General features: G+C 65.7%; 20 protein-coding genes. 12 read left to right on the top strand and 8 right to left on the bottom strand.

Features of this window, described 5'->3' with window-relative positions:
* Positions 1-18: 18 nt before the first annotated feature.
* The gene (locus QMA10_RS07815) at positions 19-1,227 is read right to left on the bottom strand and encodes an ROK family protein (protein WP_290167294.1); all 1,209 of its coding nucleotides are present in this window, start codon (positions 1,225-1,227) and stop codon (positions 19-21) included.
* Between the two features lie 98 nt (positions 1,228-1,325).
* On the opposite strand from QMA10_RS07815, the gene gap reads away from it, so the two are divergent.
* Positions 1,326-2,333 carry a type I glyceraldehyde-3-phosphate dehydrogenase gene (gap, locus tag QMA10_RS07810; protein ID WP_290167293.1) on the top strand — a complete coding sequence of 336 codons (1,008 nt, stop codon included), beginning with the start codon at positions 1,326-1,328 and terminating at the stop codon, positions 2,331-2,333.
* 258 nt (positions 2,334-2,591) lie between these two features.
* Positions 2,592-2,819, top strand: a complete 228-nt coding sequence (locus QMA10_RS07805; protein ID WP_290167291.1) for a hexameric tyrosine-coordinated heme protein — start codon at positions 2,592-2,594, stop codon at positions 2,817-2,819.
* A gap of 2 nt (positions 2,820-2,821) precedes the next feature.
* Here the strand turns inward: QMA10_RS07805 and QMA10_RS07800 are convergent, their stop codons facing one another.
* The gene (locus QMA10_RS07800; RefSeq protein ID WP_290167289.1) at positions 2,822-3,583 is read right to left on the bottom strand and encodes a dienelactone hydrolase family protein; all 762 of its coding nucleotides are present in this window, start codon (positions 3,581-3,583) and stop codon (positions 2,822-2,824) included.
* 63 nt (positions 3,584-3,646) lie between these two features.
* On the opposite strand from QMA10_RS07800, the gene QMA10_RS07795 reads away from it, so the two are divergent.
* The 5 genes from QMA10_RS07795 (at position 3,647) to QMA10_RS07775 (ending at position 8,391) form a co-directional block, all read left to right on the top strand.
* Entirely contained in the window at positions 3,647-4,078 is a 432-nt protein-coding gene (locus QMA10_RS07795; RefSeq protein WP_290167287.1) for a hypothetical protein, read from the top strand.
* Positions 4,079-4,167: 89 nt separating this feature from the next.
* The gene (locus tag QMA10_RS07790) at positions 4,168-5,145 is read left to right on the top strand and encodes a patatin-like phospholipase family protein (RefSeq protein ID WP_290167285.1); all 978 of its coding nucleotides are present in this window, start codon (positions 4,168-4,170) and stop codon (positions 5,143-5,145) included.
* A 119-nt stretch (positions 5,146-5,264) separates the two neighbouring features.
* Entirely contained in the window at positions 5,265-6,425 is a 1,161-nt protein-coding gene (locus QMA10_RS07785; protein ID WP_290167284.1) for an FAD-dependent oxidoreductase, read from the top strand.
* Positions 6,359-7,306 carry an RNA polymerase sigma factor SigJ gene (sigJ, locus tag QMA10_RS07780; protein ID WP_290167283.1) on the top strand — a complete coding sequence of 316 codons (948 nt, stop codon included), beginning with the start codon at positions 6,359-6,361 and terminating at the stop codon, positions 7,304-7,306. Before QMA10_RS07785 ends, sigJ begins: the two co-directional genes overlap by 67 nt.
* Positions 7,303-8,391, top strand: coding sequence for a PLP-dependent cysteine synthase family protein (locus QMA10_RS07775; protein ID WP_290167326.1), 1,089 nt, complete (start codon positions 7,303-7,305; stop codon positions 8,389-8,391). The genes sigJ and QMA10_RS07775 overlap by 4 nt, the downstream gene beginning before the upstream one ends.
* Here the strand turns inward: QMA10_RS07775 and QMA10_RS07770 are convergent.
* The gene (locus QMA10_RS07770) at positions 8,388-8,867 is read right to left on the bottom strand and encodes a hypothetical protein (RefSeq protein WP_290167281.1); all 480 of its coding nucleotides are present in this window, start codon (positions 8,865-8,867) and stop codon (positions 8,388-8,390) included. The genes QMA10_RS07775 and QMA10_RS07770 overlap by 4 nt on opposite strands.
* Before the next feature lie 138 nt (positions 8,868-9,005).
* Between QMA10_RS07770 and QMA10_RS07765 the strand changes: the two genes are divergently transcribed.
* Both QMA10_RS07765 and QMA10_RS07760 read left to right on the top strand, forming a co-directional pair.
* Positions 9,006-9,425 carry a hypothetical protein gene (locus QMA10_RS07765; protein WP_290167279.1) on the top strand — a complete coding sequence of 140 codons (420 nt, stop codon included), beginning with the start codon at positions 9,006-9,008 and terminating at the stop codon, positions 9,423-9,425.
* A gap of 125 nt (positions 9,426-9,550) precedes the next feature.
* A complete protein-coding gene (locus tag QMA10_RS07760; RefSeq protein ID WP_290167277.1) occupies positions 9,551-10,219 on the top strand; it encodes a peptidyl-tRNA hydrolase in 669 nt (222 codons plus the stop codon).
* On the opposite strand, the gene QMA10_RS07755 is transcribed toward QMA10_RS07760, so the two are convergent.
* The 3 genes from QMA10_RS07755 to QMA10_RS07745 form a co-directional block, all read right to left on the bottom strand.
* Entirely contained in the window at positions 10,216-10,677 is a 462-nt protein-coding gene (locus tag QMA10_RS07755) for a GatB/YqeY domain-containing protein (protein WP_290167276.1), read from the bottom strand. The genes QMA10_RS07760 and QMA10_RS07755 overlap by 4 nt on opposite strands.
* A 63-nt stretch (positions 10,678-10,740) precedes the next feature.
* Entirely contained in the window at positions 10,741-11,433 is a 693-nt protein-coding gene (locus tag QMA10_RS07750) for a bifunctional 4-hydroxy-2-oxoglutarate aldolase/2-dehydro-3-deoxy-phosphogluconate aldolase (protein WP_290167275.1), read from the bottom strand.
* A gap of 59 nt (positions 11,434-11,492) precedes the next feature.
* Positions 11,493-12,314 carry a DUF1684 domain-containing protein gene (locus QMA10_RS07745; protein WP_290167273.1) on the bottom strand — a complete coding sequence of 274 codons (822 nt, stop codon included), beginning with the start codon at positions 12,312-12,314 and terminating at the stop codon, positions 11,493-11,495.
* 77 nt (positions 12,315-12,391) lie between these two features.
* Between QMA10_RS07745 and QMA10_RS07740 the strand changes: the two genes are divergently transcribed.
* From QMA10_RS07740 to QMA10_RS07730, 3 genes are all read left to right on the top strand, one after another.
* Positions 12,392-12,559: a hypothetical protein gene (locus tag QMA10_RS07740; RefSeq protein ID WP_290167271.1), complete on the top strand. Its 168-nt coding sequence runs from the start codon at positions 12,392-12,394 to the stop codon at positions 12,557-12,559.
* 153 nt (positions 12,560-12,712) lie between these two features.
* Positions 12,713-14,242: an acetyl-CoA hydrolase/transferase family protein gene (locus QMA10_RS07735; RefSeq protein ID WP_290167269.1), complete on the top strand. Its 1,530-nt coding sequence runs from the start codon at positions 12,713-12,715 to the stop codon at positions 14,240-14,242.
* 60 nt (positions 14,243-14,302) lie between these two features.
* A complete protein-coding gene (locus QMA10_RS07730) occupies positions 14,303-15,547 on the top strand; it encodes an MFS transporter (RefSeq protein WP_290167268.1) in 1,245 nt (414 codons plus the stop codon).
* A gap of 56 nt (positions 15,548-15,603) precedes the next feature.
* Here QMA10_RS07730 and QMA10_RS07725 read toward each other — a convergent pair whose 3' ends face one another.
* The gene (locus QMA10_RS07725) at positions 15,604-15,987 is read right to left on the bottom strand and encodes an RNA-binding S4 domain-containing protein (RefSeq protein ID WP_290167267.1); all 384 of its coding nucleotides are present in this window, start codon (positions 15,985-15,987) and stop codon (positions 15,604-15,606) included.
* A gap of 13 nt (positions 15,988-16,000) precedes the next feature.
* Positions 16,001-16,936 (bottom strand): HNH endonuclease, encoded by a 936-nt coding sequence (locus tag QMA10_RS07720; RefSeq protein WP_290167266.1) that lies wholly within the window; start codon positions 16,934-16,936, stop codon positions 16,001-16,003.
* Positions 16,937-16,966: the final 30 nt, after the last annotated feature.

The raw sequence follows: 16,966 nt of genomic DNA, 5'->3' as shown, positions 1-16,966 counted from the left end.
GCTGGTGTCGCCGGTACTTCACCTGGGACGGCGGAGCTGGGGCACGAGTTCCAGCAGATGCTCCTCCACATAGTCCAGAGCGAGACGCAGTGCGCCGGTGGGCACCAGCAGTTTGCCCATGTTTGAGACAGCCAGCCGGGGCGGGTCTGCAACGTAGCCGGCAAGTTCCCGGGTCATGGCAGGCAGCAGTGCCTCAGCTGATGCCGCCACGGCGCCGCCGATGACGACCAGGCGGGGATCAAAGAAAGACGAGATCAGTGCCATGACCCTCGCCATCCGCCGTGCGATTCGGTCCAGGATTTCCTGTGCCACCGGATCGCCGTCGGCCGCAGCCTCGAAAACGTAGCGTGCCGACGCGCGGTTGGTTTTTGGTCCCACGAGGTCCCGGATCCGCCCGTCATGCCCCGCCTTCAGGGCAGCGCTGCCCCAAAGGCGGGCCAATTTGGCGATTCCGTCCTCGTTACCTACGCCCTCCACAAGCTCCAGGCCTCCCATTGCCCCGGTTCCGCCGCGGGCTCCGTGAAGCAGCCTGCCGTCGTCGATAATCCCGCTGCCCAGGCGCTCGCCGGCAAGAATCACGGCGAGGTTCTTCTCCCCGGCACCCACTCCGCGCCACCGCTCGGCAAGCGCCGCCAGCTTGGCATCATTTTCGACCAGCATCGGCCAGCCCCGGACCTCGCCGAATTCCCGCTGCAGACCAAGATCGAACATGGGTGCCGTTGGCTGGCCGGGAACAACGGAGCCGTCGCCGGTCACCTGTGCGGCAATGCCAGTGCCGACGCAGAACACCTCGGCCGACGTGATGCCGGCGTCGTCAAGCGCCTTGTCCACTGCATCCGTCAGGATGCGCCGGCGGTCATCCGGCCGCCCGCCGTGCCGGGGGAACCGGGCTTCGGCTCCGCCCACAACGGTTCCTGCGAGATCGGCCACCAGGATCCGGACCGTGGCGATACCGACGTCGAGGCCCAGGACATAGCCGGCGGTTTCGTTGAACTCGAAACGCCGTGCAGGCCGCCCCTTTTGTCCTTCCGCACGCGGCGAATGAGCTTCCCGTGCCCAGCCCCTCGCAATCAGGTCATCACATACCGCGATAACAGTGGCGCGCGTCAGGCCGGTGGCTTCGATCAGGTCGGTGCCCGTAACTGACGAGGCGGACCGCAGCACTTCCAGCACTGCCCGGAGGTTGGTGCGGCGCAGAAGCTGGGGGGTGTTGGCGGAGGGGTCCATGGAATGCCTTTTGACGTGTGGCGGTAATAACAGCATAATTGTAGAAGGTAATAAATTTAGTGTCTAAATATAATCCTGACGAGCCTGAGGAGGCCCCCATGACGGTACGTGTCGGAATTAACGGTTTTGGTCGAATCGGACGCAATTTCCTGCGCGCAGCACTGGAGCACGGTGAAGGCTTTGAGGTTGTGGCAGTTAACGACCTCGGCGATCCCGCCCAGCTGGCACACCTGCTGAAGTATGACTCCGTTGCCGGACGCCTGAGCGAAAAGGTCTCCGTTGAGGAAGGCAACCTGGTGGTGGGCGGTCACACCATCAAGGTCCTGGCCGAGCGCGATCCGGCCAACCTGCCGTGGGGCGAGCTGGGCGTTGACATCGTCATCGAGTCCACCGGCTTCTTCACCGATGCCGATGACGCTCGAAAGCACATCACCGCCGGCGCCAAGAAGGTCCTGGTGTCCGCACCGGCCAAGGGCGACGCCTTCACCGTGGTCATGGGCGTCAACGACGCTGACTACGACGCGGAGAAGCACGACGTCATTTCCAACGCCTCCTGCACCACCAACTGCCTGGGCCCGCTGGCCAAGGTCCTCAACGACGCCTTCGGCATCGAAAAGGGCCTGATGACCACTGTGCATGCCTACACCGCAGACCAGAACCTGCAGGACGGCCCGCACAAGGACCTGCGCCGTGCCCGCGCCGCAGCCCTGAACATGGTGCCCACCTCCACCGGTGCCGCAAAGGCCATCGGCCTGGTTCTGCCGGAGCTGAAGGGCAAGCTTGACGGCTTCGCCATCCGCGTTCCCGTTCCCACCGGTTCTGTCACCGACCTGACGGTCACGCTGGAAAAGGAAGCCACGGTCGAGGAGATCAACGCCGCCTACGCCAAGGCTGCACAGGATCCGCGCTGGGAAGGCATCCTCACCTACACCGAGGACCCGATTGTTTCCTCTGACATCGTGGGCGACCCGGCATCGAGCATCTTTGACTCCGGCCTGACCCGTGTGATGGGCAACGAAGTCAAGGTTGTTGCCTGGTACGACAATGAGTGGGGCTACTCCAACCGCCTGGTCGACCTGACCGGTCTGGTTGCTTCCAAGCTCTAAGGCAAGTTCCCCCTTTAGCGGGGGGAGCACCAAATACAACGCACGACGGCGACGCGCCGGACCGCTTCCACGGTTCGGGCGGCGCCGTCGTCGTTAACGCTGCTGATTCTTCTACTTGGGCAGAGACGCCCCTGCATGAGTACGCTGCCCTTGTCCGTCCCGGTGCCGACTGCGGACAATGGGTCTGGTAGCGGCATATAACCCGAAAGCACCAGTGGTGCGGGGCAGGCCACTGTCTAACTCGACAGGACACATCCCATGGAACTCGTTCCCAACAACACCCTTATCTGTGCCAGCCCCGAAGAGGGGCGGCGGCTCGCCCTCGGTCTGGCAATGCAGACGTCCTTCGCCATCCAGCCCGATGACCACGTGCAGCAAATCGTCCGCGACGCCTACACGAACAACCCGGAGGGCCTCATCGCCGCCGGTCATGTGGTGGCCATTGAATTTGCCACCGTTGCGGCCGCCAATAATTATTGGCGCTGACGTCAGGCGTGCCCGTCCCGGCTCAGCGACTGGGCGAGGAACTCAAGCGTGCGGGCCCACGCGTCGTCTGCGGCATCCTTGCCATAAGCAAAGCGGTTGGCGTCGTTGAAGAAGGCGTGACCGGTGCCGGGATAGACATCCGCTGTGAAGTCGACGCCCGCCTCGGTCATGGCGGCTTCCAGATCGGGAAGAGTTTCCACAAGGTCGGTGTCCTGATCGCCGTAAAACGCCAGGACCGGACACCTGATGGCTGCCAGCTCCGCAACTGAATAATCTGCACGTCCGTAGAAGGACACGCAGGCCTTCAGCCTCGGCTCCCGGACGGCGAGGGAGAGCGCAAAGGTGCCGCCCATGCAGAAGCCAACGACACCGATTCTTCCGCTCACGCCGGGCGAGGACGCCAGATAGTCGAAACAGGACTGAACGCGTGCCGACGCGGCGGCCGAAAAGTCCGGGCTGCGGAACGGGGACATGAGGGCCCTCAGCTTTGGCTGGGCTGCGTGGCGCTGCTCCGGGTCCGGGTTGAAGAGCTGCTCTCCCAATTCCGTGGCAACGTCATCTGTGATGCCGTTTTCACCCAGCAGATCCGGTGCCACCGCAAGATATCCCTGGGCGGCAAACCGATCCGCCACGCTGCGGATCTGGCCAACCAGTCCCCACGCTTCGTGGATGACAACCACCCCGCCCTTGATGTCTCCCTCCGGCCGGGAAACGTAGGAGTGAACAGCGGAGGCCCCTGTGCCTGTTTCGATCATTTCGCCCATGCCGACACCCTGCCACAGGGACGGCACACCGGGCTAGGAAGAACGTCATGGCAGGATGGGGCCATGACTTCCACCCCCGTCGCAGCGAAGACCAGGGCGACCGGCAGACCGTGGCCCGGGGCCGTTGCGGTGCTCGCGGCCGCCGGTGCGCTCTGGTTCGCATGGCTGGGCTGGGACACCGCCTACGACGTTGATCCCGAGACCGGGAATCTCAGCGGACCGTACGAGTGGTGGCAGGTGGCGGGATTAGTCCTGTCGGCCGGGGGACTGGTGCTTACCGCGAGACGCTTTCTCCCGGCCGCGGCCCTTGTCCCCGCGGCTGCTCTGGGTCTCGCCGGCGGATTTGCGTTCAGTGCCAGGGCGGACGACTCGGGACTCGCCGCAGTCGGCGTCGTGATGATCCTGTGTGGCGCCGCTGCCGGCACGGCCATCTTGCTGGCCCTGGCCCGGCTCCTGCCTGCCCGGCCCGGGCCGGGAACCGGCACCCGCAGCTGACCGATCTCCGTCCCGGACCTTGACCCCCGTCAGCCGTACGGGCAGGGTTAATCGGACGTTGGCACCACACCGCACTCATAGGAGCCGCCATGCTGCGCATCCTCTCCATCGACGGCGGCGGGGTCCGCGGAATCATTCCGATCATTTGGCTCGCCCACCTGGAGAAGCGGGCCGGCCGACGGACCGCGGACCTTTTCGATCTCATTGTCGGAACGTCAGTGGGCGGCATGATTGCCCTTGCCCTGACCTGCCCCCGCGGCGGCGGTGTGCCGTACAGTGCGAAGGAATTGCGGAACCTGAACTTTTCCAACGCCAAATCAATCTTTCCGCGGGGCCACTCCGCGCAGGATTTGTCTGCGCTCCCGCCCGGCGCATCAATGTATCCGGCCCGGCCCCTGCAGCGCTTCCTCGAAGAAGTCCTCGGTGATGCGAAACTGTCCGAGGCCACCGTCCCCGTGGCCGTGACTACCTGCGATCTTTCCAGCACGCAGGCACTGCACTTCGCCGGCGGGGGACTGGACCAGTCCCGGCTCGGTGATGCACCCATGGCGCTCGCGGCCCGGGCTACGGGATCCCTGCCGAGGTTTTTTCCTGCCGTGACCTACACCGACCCAGGCGGGCAGACACGCGAGCTGGTGGACGGCGGGCTGGCCGCCGATGATCCGGCCCTGGTGGCCTACACCTTGGGCCTTTCGCTTCCCCGGGACAACGGCGGCGATGACGACGACGGCGTACTGCTGGTCTCGCTGGGCACCGGCACCTCCGGCACTTCGATCGGGCTGCTGCTCAATGCAGAACAAACCCGCAACACCTCTGACCTCCAAGCGCTGGAAGAGGATTTCGCCATGGTTTTTGGCGGCCCGGGGCAGCTGATGCGTGAAGGGCTGCGCCGGATCCTGGACACAAACTACGTGCGGATCCAGGCCCGGCTGCTGCCGGGCACCAACCATGCCTCCAATGACGCCCGGACGAAGAATATCCTGGGCCTGCTGGCCAGCGCGGAAAGGTCGGTACTTGATACGTCCGCCGAGCTGCACCGGCTGGCCGGCGTGCTGCAGGGCAAATAAGACCGTCGCCGCGGCCTGCTGAGAAGACGCCCTCTTTCCCTTCCTGTCACAAATCCGCCTTGGCCGGTGTCCCATGTGTGAGCCGGCAGTTAGCCGGAGAAGCACAAGAGGAGAAGGACATGGAAACCACTGCAGTAGTCCTGGGCGGAGGATACGCCGGCGTGATGGCAGCTAACCGGCTTGCCGCATCGAAGCGCCCGGAGCTCAATGTTGTCTTGATCAGCCCGGAGGAACGCTTCGTGGAACGGATCCGGCTCCACGAATACACGGCCGGGACACGTAAGGATCCCACGGTGGCCTTTGAATCGCTCCTGCATCCCGGTGTCTTCCGGCTAACAGACGCAGCCGTCGGGATCGATGCCGCGGCGCGGACTGTGCAGCTGGCGGGCGGAAGCACGGCGGATTACGACCATCTCGTGTACGCGGTGGGCTCCGGACAGACGAAAGTCCCGGACGGAGCCCTCGCTATCAGCACGCGGGCAGGTGCAGAACAAGCCCGCGGTGCCCTGGCGGCGTTGGCTCCGGGAAGCCGGGTTGCGGTGGTGGGCGGCGGCTTGACCGCCATCGAAACCGCAGCAGAAACCGCATACCGGCACCCCGGGCTGCGTGTCAGCCTGCACGCTGCAGATGTCCCGGCGCCCCGGGTCTCCGCCGGGGCCCGCCGAGGCTTGGCCCGCAGCCTTCGCCGTGCCGGCGTGGAACAGCGAACCGGAACACCGGTTTCGCCGTCGGGCAATCCGCGTGCGGCAGCGGACGCCGATCTTGTGCTGTGGTGCACGGGCTTCAGCGTTCCGGACCTCGCCCGGGTCAGCGGACTGCCCACCGACCATGCCGGCCGTCTGCTGGTGGAGCCGAACCTTCAGGGGCGCGGGCAACCGCGGATTTACGGTGCGGGAGACGCCGCAGTGATTGCCGGCCCGGACTACGCGTATCTGCGGATGAGCTGTGCGTCAGCAATGCCGATGGGCGCTGAAGCGGCAGCCAACATCCTTCGCGGATTGGACGGGCTGCCCCCTGTCCGGCACAACAGCGGATTCGGCGGCCAGTGCGTTAGCCTTGGCCGCAGCGACGGGATGGTCCAGTTTGTCCGTGCGGATGACACCCCGGTCCGCTTCCACCTGCACGGCAGGCTGGCGGCTGCCCAGAAGGAAATTATCTGCCGGATGACGCTGCGGTGGATCCGCGGCGAGGCTAAACGGAGCGGAGCATACACATGGCCCAAAGGTCCGCGCATGAGGACAGCGGCGGCGGCTCAGGGGGAGGCACCGGCCCTGAGTTGAACCGTGACGCCGCTTTCCTGGCCCATCGCGGCATGGTTTTCACCATCGCCTACGACGTGACCGGAGTAGTGGCTGAAGCCGAGGACATCGTCCAGGAAACCTATCTGCGGTGGCGTGCGGTAGACAGGGCGGTGGCCAACCCGCGGGCCTACCTGGCGCGGATTGCCGCCAGGCTGGCACTGAACGCCGTCCGTTCCGCGGCCCGGCGGCGCGAAGACTATCCCGGGGAGTGGCTTCCGGAGCCGCTCCCCACCGGCGGTGAACCAGTGGCCGGGACAGATCCCGAAGCCGCCGCACTGACGTCAGCTGAAGTCTCAACGGCCATGCTGGTGGTCCTGCAGACCCTGAGCGGCCCGGAACGGGCTGCGTTCATCCTGCACGACGTGTTTGGCTTCGGCTATCCGGAAATCGCCGGGGCACTGGAGTCAGGACAGCCGGCGGTGCGCCAGCTGGTGCACCGTGCCCGGGGCCGCGTAGGGGCCGGGGTGCCCCGGTCCACTCCGGATCCCGCTGAGCACAGGGCCGCCGTCGAAAGGTTCCTTGAAGCTACCCTCACCGGCCGGCTCCAGTCACTTCTGGACGTGCTCGCACCCAGTGTGGTGCTGCACTCCGACGGAGGCGGCAAGGCCAGCGCCGCGGTGCGGCCCGTGTTCGGGCCGGAGAAGGTGGCCCGGCTGATGCTTGGGCTGGCCTCGAAATACGCGGCCGGCGCGGTTCCTGGGTTCGTGGAACTGAACGGATTGCCTGCGGTGGCCTTCCGTGAAGACGGCGTCATCACCACGGTGTTCCAAGTGAGTCTTGGCGGCGGGCGGATCAACGGGGTGTTTGCAATGCGTAACCCGGACAAGCTCGTTCACCTGCAGTGCCCGGCTGTAGGCTGAATCGGGTGATTATTCCCCCAACCCAGAGCCGCCGCTGGTCCGTAGACGCCATCCGGCGCATCGAAGCCGACAGCAACCGCTCGGCCGACACCCACCTGTTTGAAATCCCCGTTCCCTCGGGCTGGTCGGTGAAGGTGTACCTCAAGGACGAGTCCACCCACCGTACCGGCAGCCTCAAGCACCGGCTCGCGAGGTCGCTCTTCCTCTTTGGCCTGGTCAACGGCTGGATAACCCGCGGCATGACCATCGTGGAAGCGTCCAGCGGGTCCACCGCCGTGTCGGAGGCCTACTTCGCCCAGCTGCTGGACCTGCCGTTTGTGGCTGTCATGCCGCGCAGCACCAGCGCGGAGAAGATCGCGCTGATCGAGCAGTACAACGGCCGCTGCCACTTCGTGGACGATCCGTCAGAGGTGTACTCGGCGGCTGAAGAGATTGCCCGCAGTACCGGCGGCCACTACATGGACCAGTTCACGTATGCGGAACGTGCCACCGACTGGCGCGGCAACAACAACATTGCCGAGTCCATGTTTGGCCAGCTGAAACTCGAGGACTATCCGGTGCCGGAGTGGATTGTGGTGGGCGCCGGAACCGGCGGCACCAGCGCAACGATCGGCCGTTATATCCGCTACCACCGCCACGCCACCCGGCTGGCCGTCGTGGACCCGGAAAACTCGGCGTTCTTCCCGGCCTGGCGCAATCCGGGGGCTCCCGCCGTCGGCGGTCCCTCCCGGATCGAAGGCATCGGCAGGCCCCGGCTGGAACCCAGCTTCGTGCCCGCCGTCATCGACCACATGATCCAGGTCCCCGACGCCGCCTCGGTGGCGGCCGCGCGGCACCTGTACCAGTCCGCAGGCCTCCATGCCGGGCCTTCCACCGGAACCAACCTCTGGGGCGTGTGGCAGCTGGGGGCGCAGATGGAAGCCGAAGGCCGGGCAGGCAGCATTGTGTCCCTGATGTGCGATTCCGGGGACCGTTACGCCGCTTCCTACGGCGACGACGGCTGGCTCGCGTCGCGGGGACTGGATCCGGCGCCGGCCGCGGCCGCGCTGGCGGAACTGTTTGAGACCGGCCGCTGGCCGGGCTAAGAACCGGACGGTGAGCTCGCGCCGGGTGCGCCGCCCATGTCCTTTTCGGCGGTGGTGATCAGTTTTTCCTCATCATCCCGGACATCAACCGGGCGCCTTCCCTGCAGGGAAGTGTTGGGGCTATAAAACCACAGGGCAATCTGCTCATCTTTCCACCCGGCCCAGCGCCCCCTGCGGACAACGTCCTTGACCGCAGGGACAGTGCGGCCGGCGGGTTCGTCGAACTGGAAACCCGGATACAGGAACGTTCCGCCGCGCTGCACGGCCAGGACCCGGCCCCTGCCCGTCAGCTGCCCGGCCCGAAGGTTGGGGCCGGCACCGAACCCCAGCCGCTGAGCGGCTTCGGAGATGGAGTACAGGCCGTGTTCCTGCTCCATGGCACGCCAGAGAGCTTCGGCTTTCTGCCCGGAGGGAGTCGCAGAAAGGGGGCTGGCCGGTTGCGGATTCTGCTGCCGGGGAGTGTCTCGGTCGCTCATAATTCAACGGTACAACCGCCGCGCGCGACGGCGGCAGGGCTGACAGCTCCCGCAGGTCCGGCAGGGGGAAAGCTCTTTCATGAGCCCGGACGGAGGGCCAAATAGGTTCTGTCCGCCTCCGGCTGGGATTATGGAGACATGCGAACACTCAGCCACCAGGAAGCCACCCGACTTGCCGAGCAAACAGCGGCCGTGGCTGAGGCCCACATCCCCTACGGCTCCGGATTGGGCGCCCCGGCATCGTTCACCCTGGCCTGGCTGATGGCAGGCGCGGGCATTGAAGATATCCGTGTGGCCAGCGGAAGCTCAGGCATGGGGGACCACTTCTGGATTGAGACGGCGCAGTGGCGGATTGATCCGACGATGCGCCAGTTCACCCATCTGGCGCACCGTTCGCTGGTGGAGCCGGTAACGGAGCCGGGCAGCTTCGAAGCCCTCAAATATTACAGCGTTCCTGCATCCCGCGAGGAAGCTGTGCGCGAGGTGTCCTACGGATTTCGGAACGCCGCTGAAACCGAAGCCTTCGTCAACGAGATGACGGCCGCCGTCAGCCTCTAACGCCTCCCGGAGCAGGGCAACCGGCAGCGCTGCTGCTCCGCCCGTTCGAAATCGTCACCCTCAGGTTTGTGCACCGGACGTCGGACCGTAAAAAAACCTGACCCGCCGCGTGAAAAACTAGAGGCATGCAACCCAGCGACACCGTCCAGCCAATCGTTCTGCTCGTGGATAAGGAAGAGCCCGCGGCCCACCTCGATGCAGTTGCCGCAGCAGCCGTGGCGAGCGTGAGCGCTTATGCCCGGCGGACGGAGGATGACGCCTGGGACAACTGGGTATACGGGCGGTTCACCAAGTCGGTCCGCCGCGCGGGACCAAAGGTGTTCGAGAAGATGGCGGCTTCCGCACCGTCCGGAACCGTAGCCGTCGGCCGGGCGAAGGCTGTGGCCTTTGAACCGGTGAGCTATGAGGAGATGCCCAAGAAGCTGCGTGCGCTGCAGGTTTCGGGCACGCACCTGCCGGACGGTGATCCGGTAGCCTGCAGCCCGGGAACGCCGCTCATCATTGTGAACGCGGACCTGGAAATGTCCACCGGCAAGGCAGGCGCCCAGGCGGCGCATGCCCTGATGGCCTGGTACCTGGCGCTGTCCGCGGAGGAACGCACTGCCTGGTATGACGACGGCGCCGGCCGGGCCGGCGTCCGGCTTGCCGCGGGCGCCGAGTTTGAGGCGCTCGCGAAGGCGCCGGGAGCCGGACCGCTGATTGTGGATGCCGGGATGACGGAGATTGCTCCCAATACGGCCACTGCGTTTGTCGCGGCCGCCGATGGAAACGACGGCCGCGGCGTCAGGGTTTAGGCGAGGCGGCTGCGGACAATCTCGCTGACAGCCTTGCCGTCGAAGCGGCCGGCAACCTTTGCCGTGACCGGCTTCATGACGGCACCCATCTGGCGCATGGTCAGTTCCGTGCCGTCCGCCGTCAGCTCGGCCACGGTTTCGTCCACAATGGCTTCAACATCAGCGGCGGTCAGCGGGGCCGGAAGATAGGCCTCGATGATCCCGGCTTCAGCGATTTCAGCCGCTGCGCGTTCGGTTTCCCCGGCCTCCAGGTAGATGCCGGCGGTGTCGCGGCGCTTGGCGGCTTCCTTCTGCAGCAGTGCAATCACCTGCGCATCGTCCAAATCCACCGGCGTCTTACCGGACTTTTCCCGGGTCTCGATTTCGCCGAGGACGTTGCGGACCGTCATAAGGGCCGTGCGGTCACCGGCTTTCATATGGGTTTTCATATCGGACTGGAGCTGCTCTTTGAGTGTCATGCGGACTCATTCCCGGTGAAGATTGTAGACGTGTGTTCTTCCCATGATCTCAGCAATGCACGCTCAGCAGGGCGCGTTCCCCGCTGCGTCACAGGCCAGGCGGGCCCGTAGGCCGAGGGACTGCAGATCCCCGCCGGGCAAAAGGGCATCGCCCAGGAGAGACCGTCCCACGACGACGGCGGCTGCCCCCGCGGCCAGCCAGCCGGCCACGTTATCCACTGAGATTCCTCCTCCGGGTATCAACGGAATGTCCGGCAGTGCCTGCCGAAGGGTTGCGAGGTAGGACGGTCCCAGCGTGCCGGCAGGGAAAAGCTGGACGGCAGTGGCACCCGTCCGCCAGCCAAGATGGACCTCGCCGGGGGTCATCGCTCCGGGGTAACTGGCCAGTCCGCAGCCGCGGGCGGCATGGACCACGTCCGGAGCCACATGCGGGGACATGACAAAGCGTGCGCCGGCGTTGGCTGCCCGGACAACATCCTCCGGCGCCGGCAGTGAAGCGAGCCCCAGATCAACGCCGTCGGGCAGCCTGCCGGCCAGATGCTCAAGAATCCTGAGAGTGTTCCCGGCCGGGGCAAGCGCCAGGCAGCGGACTCCGTTCTCCACGAGGGTGTCCGCAGCGGCCGCAACTGCCGGGATGCACGGGAGGTGCTGCTCCGCTGCGGAGCTGACTGCCAGCACCGCCGCAATCCGGGTTTGCTGCAGGCCGCTGCCCATCGGTGCCCGGTTGGGCAGGGGCCTGACCGGTTCTGTGGTCATGTGCAGGGCCAAGGCATGGGCGGAGCCTTCCGAGCTGTTGGGTCAGCGGTATCTCTGGGTCAGCGTTCCGGGGATTTTTCGCCGGCCTCCACCGGTATGCCGATGATGTTGCCGGCCACCGGCATGGGGCAGGTGCCGAAAGCCGTAAAGGCGCTGGGATAGTTCACCGTCCGGTTGAAATCCACAGTGACGGCAGAGGTTCCCTGCGCCGGCGAATCGAAGACGACTTTGCGCCATCCGGCAGTGCTGTGGTTGTTGGTGGCATCGTGGAAGGTGAGGGCCAGCCGGCCGGTTCCCTCAGCGCTGACCTGCAGCCGGTACTCATGATCCTCGCCGGGCAGCTGCAGCACGAGTTCGCCCACGGTGAGGTGCACGCCGTCGACGGCGGGATGCGTCGTGCGGATCGGAACTTCCACCGGCTCGGGATAGGCCTCAAAGCGTCCCTGGATAACCAGATCGGGACGGTAATCGAAAGTGGGCACGCCGTCGAAACCGGTAAACACGGACGAGCCCGCGTCGCGGGTCCGGATGGCATAGCGGCCCCCGCGCCTAGCCAGCTCCACGGCTATCCGCCGGCCGTCGGAACCGCCGAAATACACCCACAGAAGCGACTCCTCGTCCGCCAGGGACGCGGTGACGGTACCCTCCGCCGGGGCGCCGGTTTCGGCCAGGGTCAGGCCGTCATCGGCAGCTGCGGACAGGGTTGCCGATGTGCCGTCAGCAGACCAAAGACCGGGAAGGTGCTCCACCGCCGCAGGCTCTACCGGCAGCCACTGCAGGGAGGTCAGGGTCAGCCAGCCGTGCTCCTGCGCCAACTCGGCATCCCGCGCACTGCGGAACCGGCGCCAGTCCTTCAGTATTTCGGGCGTGGATGTACTCATGGTTCCTCCTGAATGTCCGCCAAACAGTATTCGTCTCTTCAGGGAAGTCTAACTGCGCGGTTTGTAAGGATGAGTCCATGGAAACCAATGGATCACTGCCTTCGCTCGACGAGCTGCGCCACCGCCAGACCGAGCTGGTGACTGCCCTGTCCGTCGAAACCAGCGCCCATTCCCTGGCCGCGCTGAGCGCGGAGCTGGAAACCGTTCTGGAACAGATCCAGCAGCACGAGGGCCAAACGAGGTAGGCGAGGCAGGCCGGCTAAGCGGGACCCCCGCCGTCGTCGTCCCCTGCCGCCAATGGCATGAGGGAGGCGGCAGGTGTGGCGCAACCAACCCGTAAATATGACGCACGCCTCACAACCGATAGTGTTGGTTGGTCCCATCTAAGAAAGGCCACCATGCACGACCGCATTCATCATGAAGGACTGCTTGAGCGCAGAATGTCCGCAGAGCAGGCCGCGGCGCTCATCAAGCCGGGGATGACCGTGGCGATGAGCGGGTTTACCGGCGCCGGTTATCCCAAAGCCGTGCCCCAGGCGCTTGCCGTCCACATGGAAGAAGCCCACGCCCGCGGCAAAGATTTCCAGATCAAAGTACTCACCGGTGCCTCTACCGCTCCCGAGCTCGACGGCGTGCTCGCGAAGGCAGGCGGCATGGAACTGCGCCTGCCGTACCAGTCCGATCCCACCCTGCGGAAGCGGATCAACGACGGCGAACTCGAGTACATCGACATCCACCTCGGGCACGTGGCCCAGTACACCTGGTTTGGCTTCTACGGCCACATCGACCTGGCGGTGATCGAAGTGGTGGGCATCAACGAAGACGGCTCCCTGATTCCTTCGTCGTCAGTCGGCAACAACAAGACCTGGATCGAGCAGGCTGACAAGATCATCCTGGAAGTCAATGTCCAGCAGGCCGCGGCCATGGACGGGATGCATGACGTTTACTACGGCACGGCACTGCCGCCGCACCGCAAGCCCATCATGCTGGTCAACCCCGACGACCGGATCGGTGAGCCCTACCTGCGGCTGGATCCGGACAAAGTCATCGCCGTGGTTGAAACCGACGCTCCGGACCGGATGACACCCTTCGCCGCACCGGATGAAACGTCCACCCAGATCGCCGGTCACCTGATCGACTTCTTCGGGGACGAAATCAAGGCCGGCCGGCTGACCGACAAGCTCCTGCCGCTGCAGTCCGGCGTCGGCAACATCGCCAATGCCGTCCTGGGCGGGCTGGCCACCTCGGGGTACACCGGGCTCACCGCGTACACCGAAGTGATCCAGGACGGGATGCTGGAACTGATCCGCGACGGCGTAATCCGCGTGGCCTCGGCAACCTCCTTCTCGCTGAGCCCGGCGGGAATCGAAGAGTTCAACTCGAACATCGAGTTCTACCGCAAGCGCATCATCCTGCGCACGCAGGAGATTTCCAACCACCCCGAACTCATCCGCCGGCTCGGATGCATTGCCATGAACGGCATGATCGAGGCGGACATCTACGGCAACGTGAACTCCACGCACGTGGCGGGAACGGCCATGATGAACGGCATCGGCGGCTCCGGGGATTTTGCCCGCAACGGTTTCCTCTCCGCGTTCCTCTCTCCGAGCACGGCCAAGGGCGGCAAAATTTCCGGCATTGTGCCCATGGTCAGCCATGTGGACCACACGGAGCATGACACCATGCTGATCGTGACCGAGCGTGGACTGGCGGATCTCCGGGGGCTGTCGCCCAAGCAGCGTGCCCGCACGATCATCGAAAAGTGCGCGCACCCGGACTTCCAGCCCCTGCTGCAGGACTACTTCGACCGGGCCAGCCGCGAAAGCTTCGGCAAGCACACACCGCACCTGCTGGACGAGTCCCTGTCCTGGCACCACCGGTTTGTGGAAACCGGGGACAGCCGGCCGGCAGTCCCCGCCCATGTGTAGGAGCATCCGCGTCACACAGCCGGCGTGCTGGTTTCCGGCAGACATGCTAGAAACGCTCAGATGAGCCAATTCGGCAGCCGGTCTGCACTTCAACGCGAAGGCACCGCGCCGCTGCCCCTGTGGCTGGCCGCCGTCGCAGTCATCCTGGTGGCAGTAAACCTGCGGCCCGGTGCAACGTCGGTTGGGCCGGTCCTAGCCGAGATCCAGTCGGGTCTCGGCATGGGATCGGTCCAGGCCGGTATCCTGACCGCGTTGCCGGGACTTACCTTCGCGGTGGTGGGGGCCCTTGCCGTGGCCGTCTCCCGCAGGGCCGGGGCGGCGTGGACCATCACCCTTGGACTGGGAATGGTCGCCGCCGGACTGCTGCTTCGATCTGCAGCGGTTTCGCCCGTGCTGTTCATGGCTCTGACAGTGCTGGCCTTCGCCGGCATGGCGATGGGCAACATCCTGGTGCCGGCCTTTATCAAGAGCCACGGCGGGACCCGGACAGCCCTGTTGAATTCGGTCTACGGCACAACCCTTGCGGTGGGAGCTACGCTTCCCCTGCTGGTGGCGGCGCCGCTCACCGCCTCGGCTTCCGGGGGCTGGCAGCTCAGTCTCGGGGTGTGGGGCCTGGCAGCGCTGGCGGCGTTTGTTCCGTGGATCCTGGTCTCCGTGCGCAACCGCAGAACAGCGGTGCATCTGGAAGGCACGTCAAGGCCAACGGACCGGCTGAGGATCACGTCTTCCCGGACCGCAGTGGCGCTGTGCGTGTATTTCGGTGTGCAGTCCATGCATGCCTACGTCCAGTTTGGCTGGGTGGCCCAGATATATCGGGATGCAGGGCTGGAACAGGCTCAAGCCGGGCTGATGGCTGCCATCCTCGCATCCCTGGGCATAGCCGGGGGCCTGATCATGCCGGCGCTGGTGGCACGGGCTCCGGGGCTGCACTTCTACATCGCCGGCCTGGCGGCAGCTGTGATGGCCGGGTACCTGGGTTTGTTGCTGGCCCCCGCAACGCTGCCCTGGCTGTGGGCGCTCCTGCTTGGCATCGGCGGATTTGCGTTCCCCACGGCCCTGGCCCTGATCACGGCCCGTTCACGGGATCCCCGGGTGACGGCGGAACTGTCGGGGTTCTGCCAGCCGGTGGGCTATCTGCTGGCCGCGGCAGGTCCCTTTGCCATCGGTTCCCTGCACGAGGCCACAGGCAGCTGGACAGTTCCGCTGCTCATCCTTATTGCCTCAGCCGCCGTCATGGCCGTAGCCGGAATCATTGCTGCAGCTCCGCGCTTTGTGGACGATGAATTGCAGCGGCGTCCGGCCTGAGCCCGGCCTGAGCCCGGTCAGGTGCCGGTTAATTCCAGCAGGCGGTGCTTCCCGGTTCAGCGGCCGCCGCGCAGCCGGTCGATCTCCCGGCGGTCTTTCTTGGTGGGACGCCCGGCGCCGCGGTCCCGCAGCGGAACACCCAGTGCTGGTCCCACCGGACGGGGAGGGGTGTGGTCGGTGAAGCAGTGTGAAGCGGCCTCTGCGCCCACCCGCTTGGCAATGAGCTGGCGGACTTCGAGGATCCGTTCATAGCCCGGCTGGCGGACCCTGATGGTGTCTCCGGGCTGGACCGGCTGAGCGGCCTTTGCCGGGTTGCCGTTCAGCCGCACATGGCCGGCACGGCAGGCAGCGGTGGCTGCGGATCTGGTCTTGAAGGCCCTGATGGCCCACAGCCAGGCGTCTACGCGGACTGATTTGGAGGTGCTGGCGGGAATGCTCATGGGGCTACCGATTCTACTGGGTGTCCTTGGGCTGCGGTGACGTGTCCCTGAGCCGGGCAGCGTCATCCTGGGCAGCCAGCTGTTCAGGTGTGGGGACCGTACCGGGAATGGAATTGCGGACAGGCTGTGTGCCCCTTTTCGCGGCCAGCATCTGCCGCAGTTCTGCGGGTGTGTACGGGTCGGGGGACCCCCGGTGGGCAACGGCGTGGCAGTTGGGACACAGAGGCACCAGATCTGACACCGGATCGAGCACATAATCCGGACTGATGGCTGACGGCGGCACGATGTGGTGCACCTGGATGAAGGATGCTCCCGCCGGTCCGTACATCTGCTCCATCGACAGGCCGCAGGCAGCACACGATGTTCCGTGGAAGGCGACGCACCGCCGCACCGCGTCGGGGTCGTGCTCGCAGCGGTTCACTGCCACTTCGCGCAGGATGTTCTGGGGAAGGCTTCCCGGCAGCGGAATGCTGGGGTCAACCGCTCCCAGCCAATCCGCGGGAACCGGGCGGGACCTCAGATATGACGTCCAGACGGCACGCAGCTGGCCCTCTGCGGCGGACGGAACAAGGGTTCCCGTGCTGCGCACGGCGTTCCAGTTCAGGTCCGGAACATTCTCCTGCAGCAACTCGGCCGGGAGGGCGTCACCCGGCGGCAGCAGCAGGTCAAAAACGATTCCGGCGAGCAGTCCCAGCCTGGCCGGCAGTGCCGGGCCCGGCTGGGGTGCTGAGGCCACCACCGCGTGTCCCAGCAGTCCGCGGCCGTGCCGGCCCTGGGCGAACAACCACACATCGGTGCCGCGGTCCATCTGCTGGCTGCGTCCCACCCGCCAGCGGATTCCAAACAAGCCCGTTTTATCCACCGTCGCGGCGGCCATCGCATAGTCAGAGCGGCCGGGTCCCGCACCAAACGCAGTTGCCGGATTCCAGCCCAGCACGACGGCCGCCATGTGTTCTCCTCGCCTGTTGCGGGATTGAGT

The organism is Arthrobacter sp. APC 3897 (genome assembly GCF_030407495.1).
GTDB lineage: Bacteria > Actinomycetota > Actinomycetes > Actinomycetales > Micrococcaceae > Arthrobacter_B.
Note: the sequence above shows the minus strand (reverse complement) of the source record. Positions and strands in the feature narration are given on the sequence as shown.

Excerpts from the sequence above, each read along its gene's own strand:
- QMA10_RS07815 (WP_290167294.1), bottom strand. The coding sequence starts at position 1,227 with ATGGACCCCTCCGCCAACACCCCCCAGCTTCTGCGCCGCACCAACCTC.
- gap (WP_290167293.1), top strand. The coding sequence starts at position 1,326 with ATGACGGTACGTGTCGGAATTAACGGTTTTGGTCGAATCGGACGCAAT.
- QMA10_RS07805 (WP_290167291.1), top strand. The coding sequence starts at position 2,592 with ATGGAACTCGTTCCCAACAACACCCTTATCTGTGCCAGCCCCGAAGAG.
- QMA10_RS07800 (WP_290167289.1), bottom strand. The coding sequence starts at position 3,583 with ATGGGCGAAATGATCGAAACAGGCACAGGGGCCTCCGCTGTTCACTCC.
- QMA10_RS07795 (WP_290167287.1), top strand. The coding sequence starts at position 3,647 with ATGACTTCCACCCCCGTCGCAGCGAAGACCAGGGCGACCGGCAGACCG.
- QMA10_RS07790 (WP_290167285.1), top strand. The coding sequence starts at position 4,168 with ATGCTGCGCATCCTCTCCATCGACGGCGGCGGGGTCCGCGGAATCATT.
- QMA10_RS07785 (WP_290167284.1), top strand. The coding sequence starts at position 5,265 with ATGGAAACCACTGCAGTAGTCCTGGGCGGAGGATACGCCGGCGTGATG.
- sigJ (WP_290167283.1), top strand. The coding sequence starts at position 6,359 with ATGGCCCAAAGGTCCGCGCATGAGGACAGCGGCGGCGGCTCAGGGGGA.
- QMA10_RS07770 (WP_290167281.1), bottom strand. The coding sequence starts at position 8,867 with ATGAGCGACCGAGACACTCCCCGGCAGCAGAATCCGCAACCGGCCAGC.
- QMA10_RS07765 (WP_290167279.1), top strand. The coding sequence starts at position 9,006 with ATGCGAACACTCAGCCACCAGGAAGCCACCCGACTTGCCGAGCAAACA.
- QMA10_RS07760 (WP_290167277.1), top strand. The coding sequence starts at position 9,551 with ATGCAACCCAGCGACACCGTCCAGCCAATCGTTCTGCTCGTGGATAAG.
- QMA10_RS07755 (WP_290167276.1), bottom strand. The coding sequence starts at position 10,677 with ATGACACTCAAAGAGCAGCTCCAGTCCGATATGAAAACCCATATGAAA.
- QMA10_RS07750 (WP_290167275.1), bottom strand. The coding sequence starts at position 11,433 with ATGACCACAGAACCGGTCAGGCCCCTGCCCAACCGGGCACCGATGGGC.
- QMA10_RS07745 (WP_290167273.1), bottom strand. The coding sequence starts at position 12,314 with ATGAGTACATCCACGCCCGAAATACTGAAGGACTGGCGCCGGTTCCGC.
- QMA10_RS07740 (WP_290167271.1), top strand. The coding sequence starts at position 12,392 with ATGGAAACCAATGGATCACTGCCTTCGCTCGACGAGCTGCGCCACCGC.
- QMA10_RS07735 (WP_290167269.1), top strand. The coding sequence starts at position 12,713 with ATGCACGACCGCATTCATCATGAAGGACTGCTTGAGCGCAGAATGTCC.
- QMA10_RS07730 (WP_290167268.1), top strand. The coding sequence starts at position 14,303 with ATGAGCCAATTCGGCAGCCGGTCTGCACTTCAACGCGAAGGCACCGCG.
- QMA10_RS07725 (WP_290167267.1), bottom strand. The coding sequence starts at position 15,987 with ATGAGCATTCCCGCCAGCACCTCCAAATCAGTCCGCGTAGACGCCTGG.
- QMA10_RS07720 (WP_290167266.1), bottom strand. The coding sequence starts at position 16,936 with ATGGCGGCCGTCGTGCTGGGCTGGAATCCGGCAACTGCGTTTGGTGCG.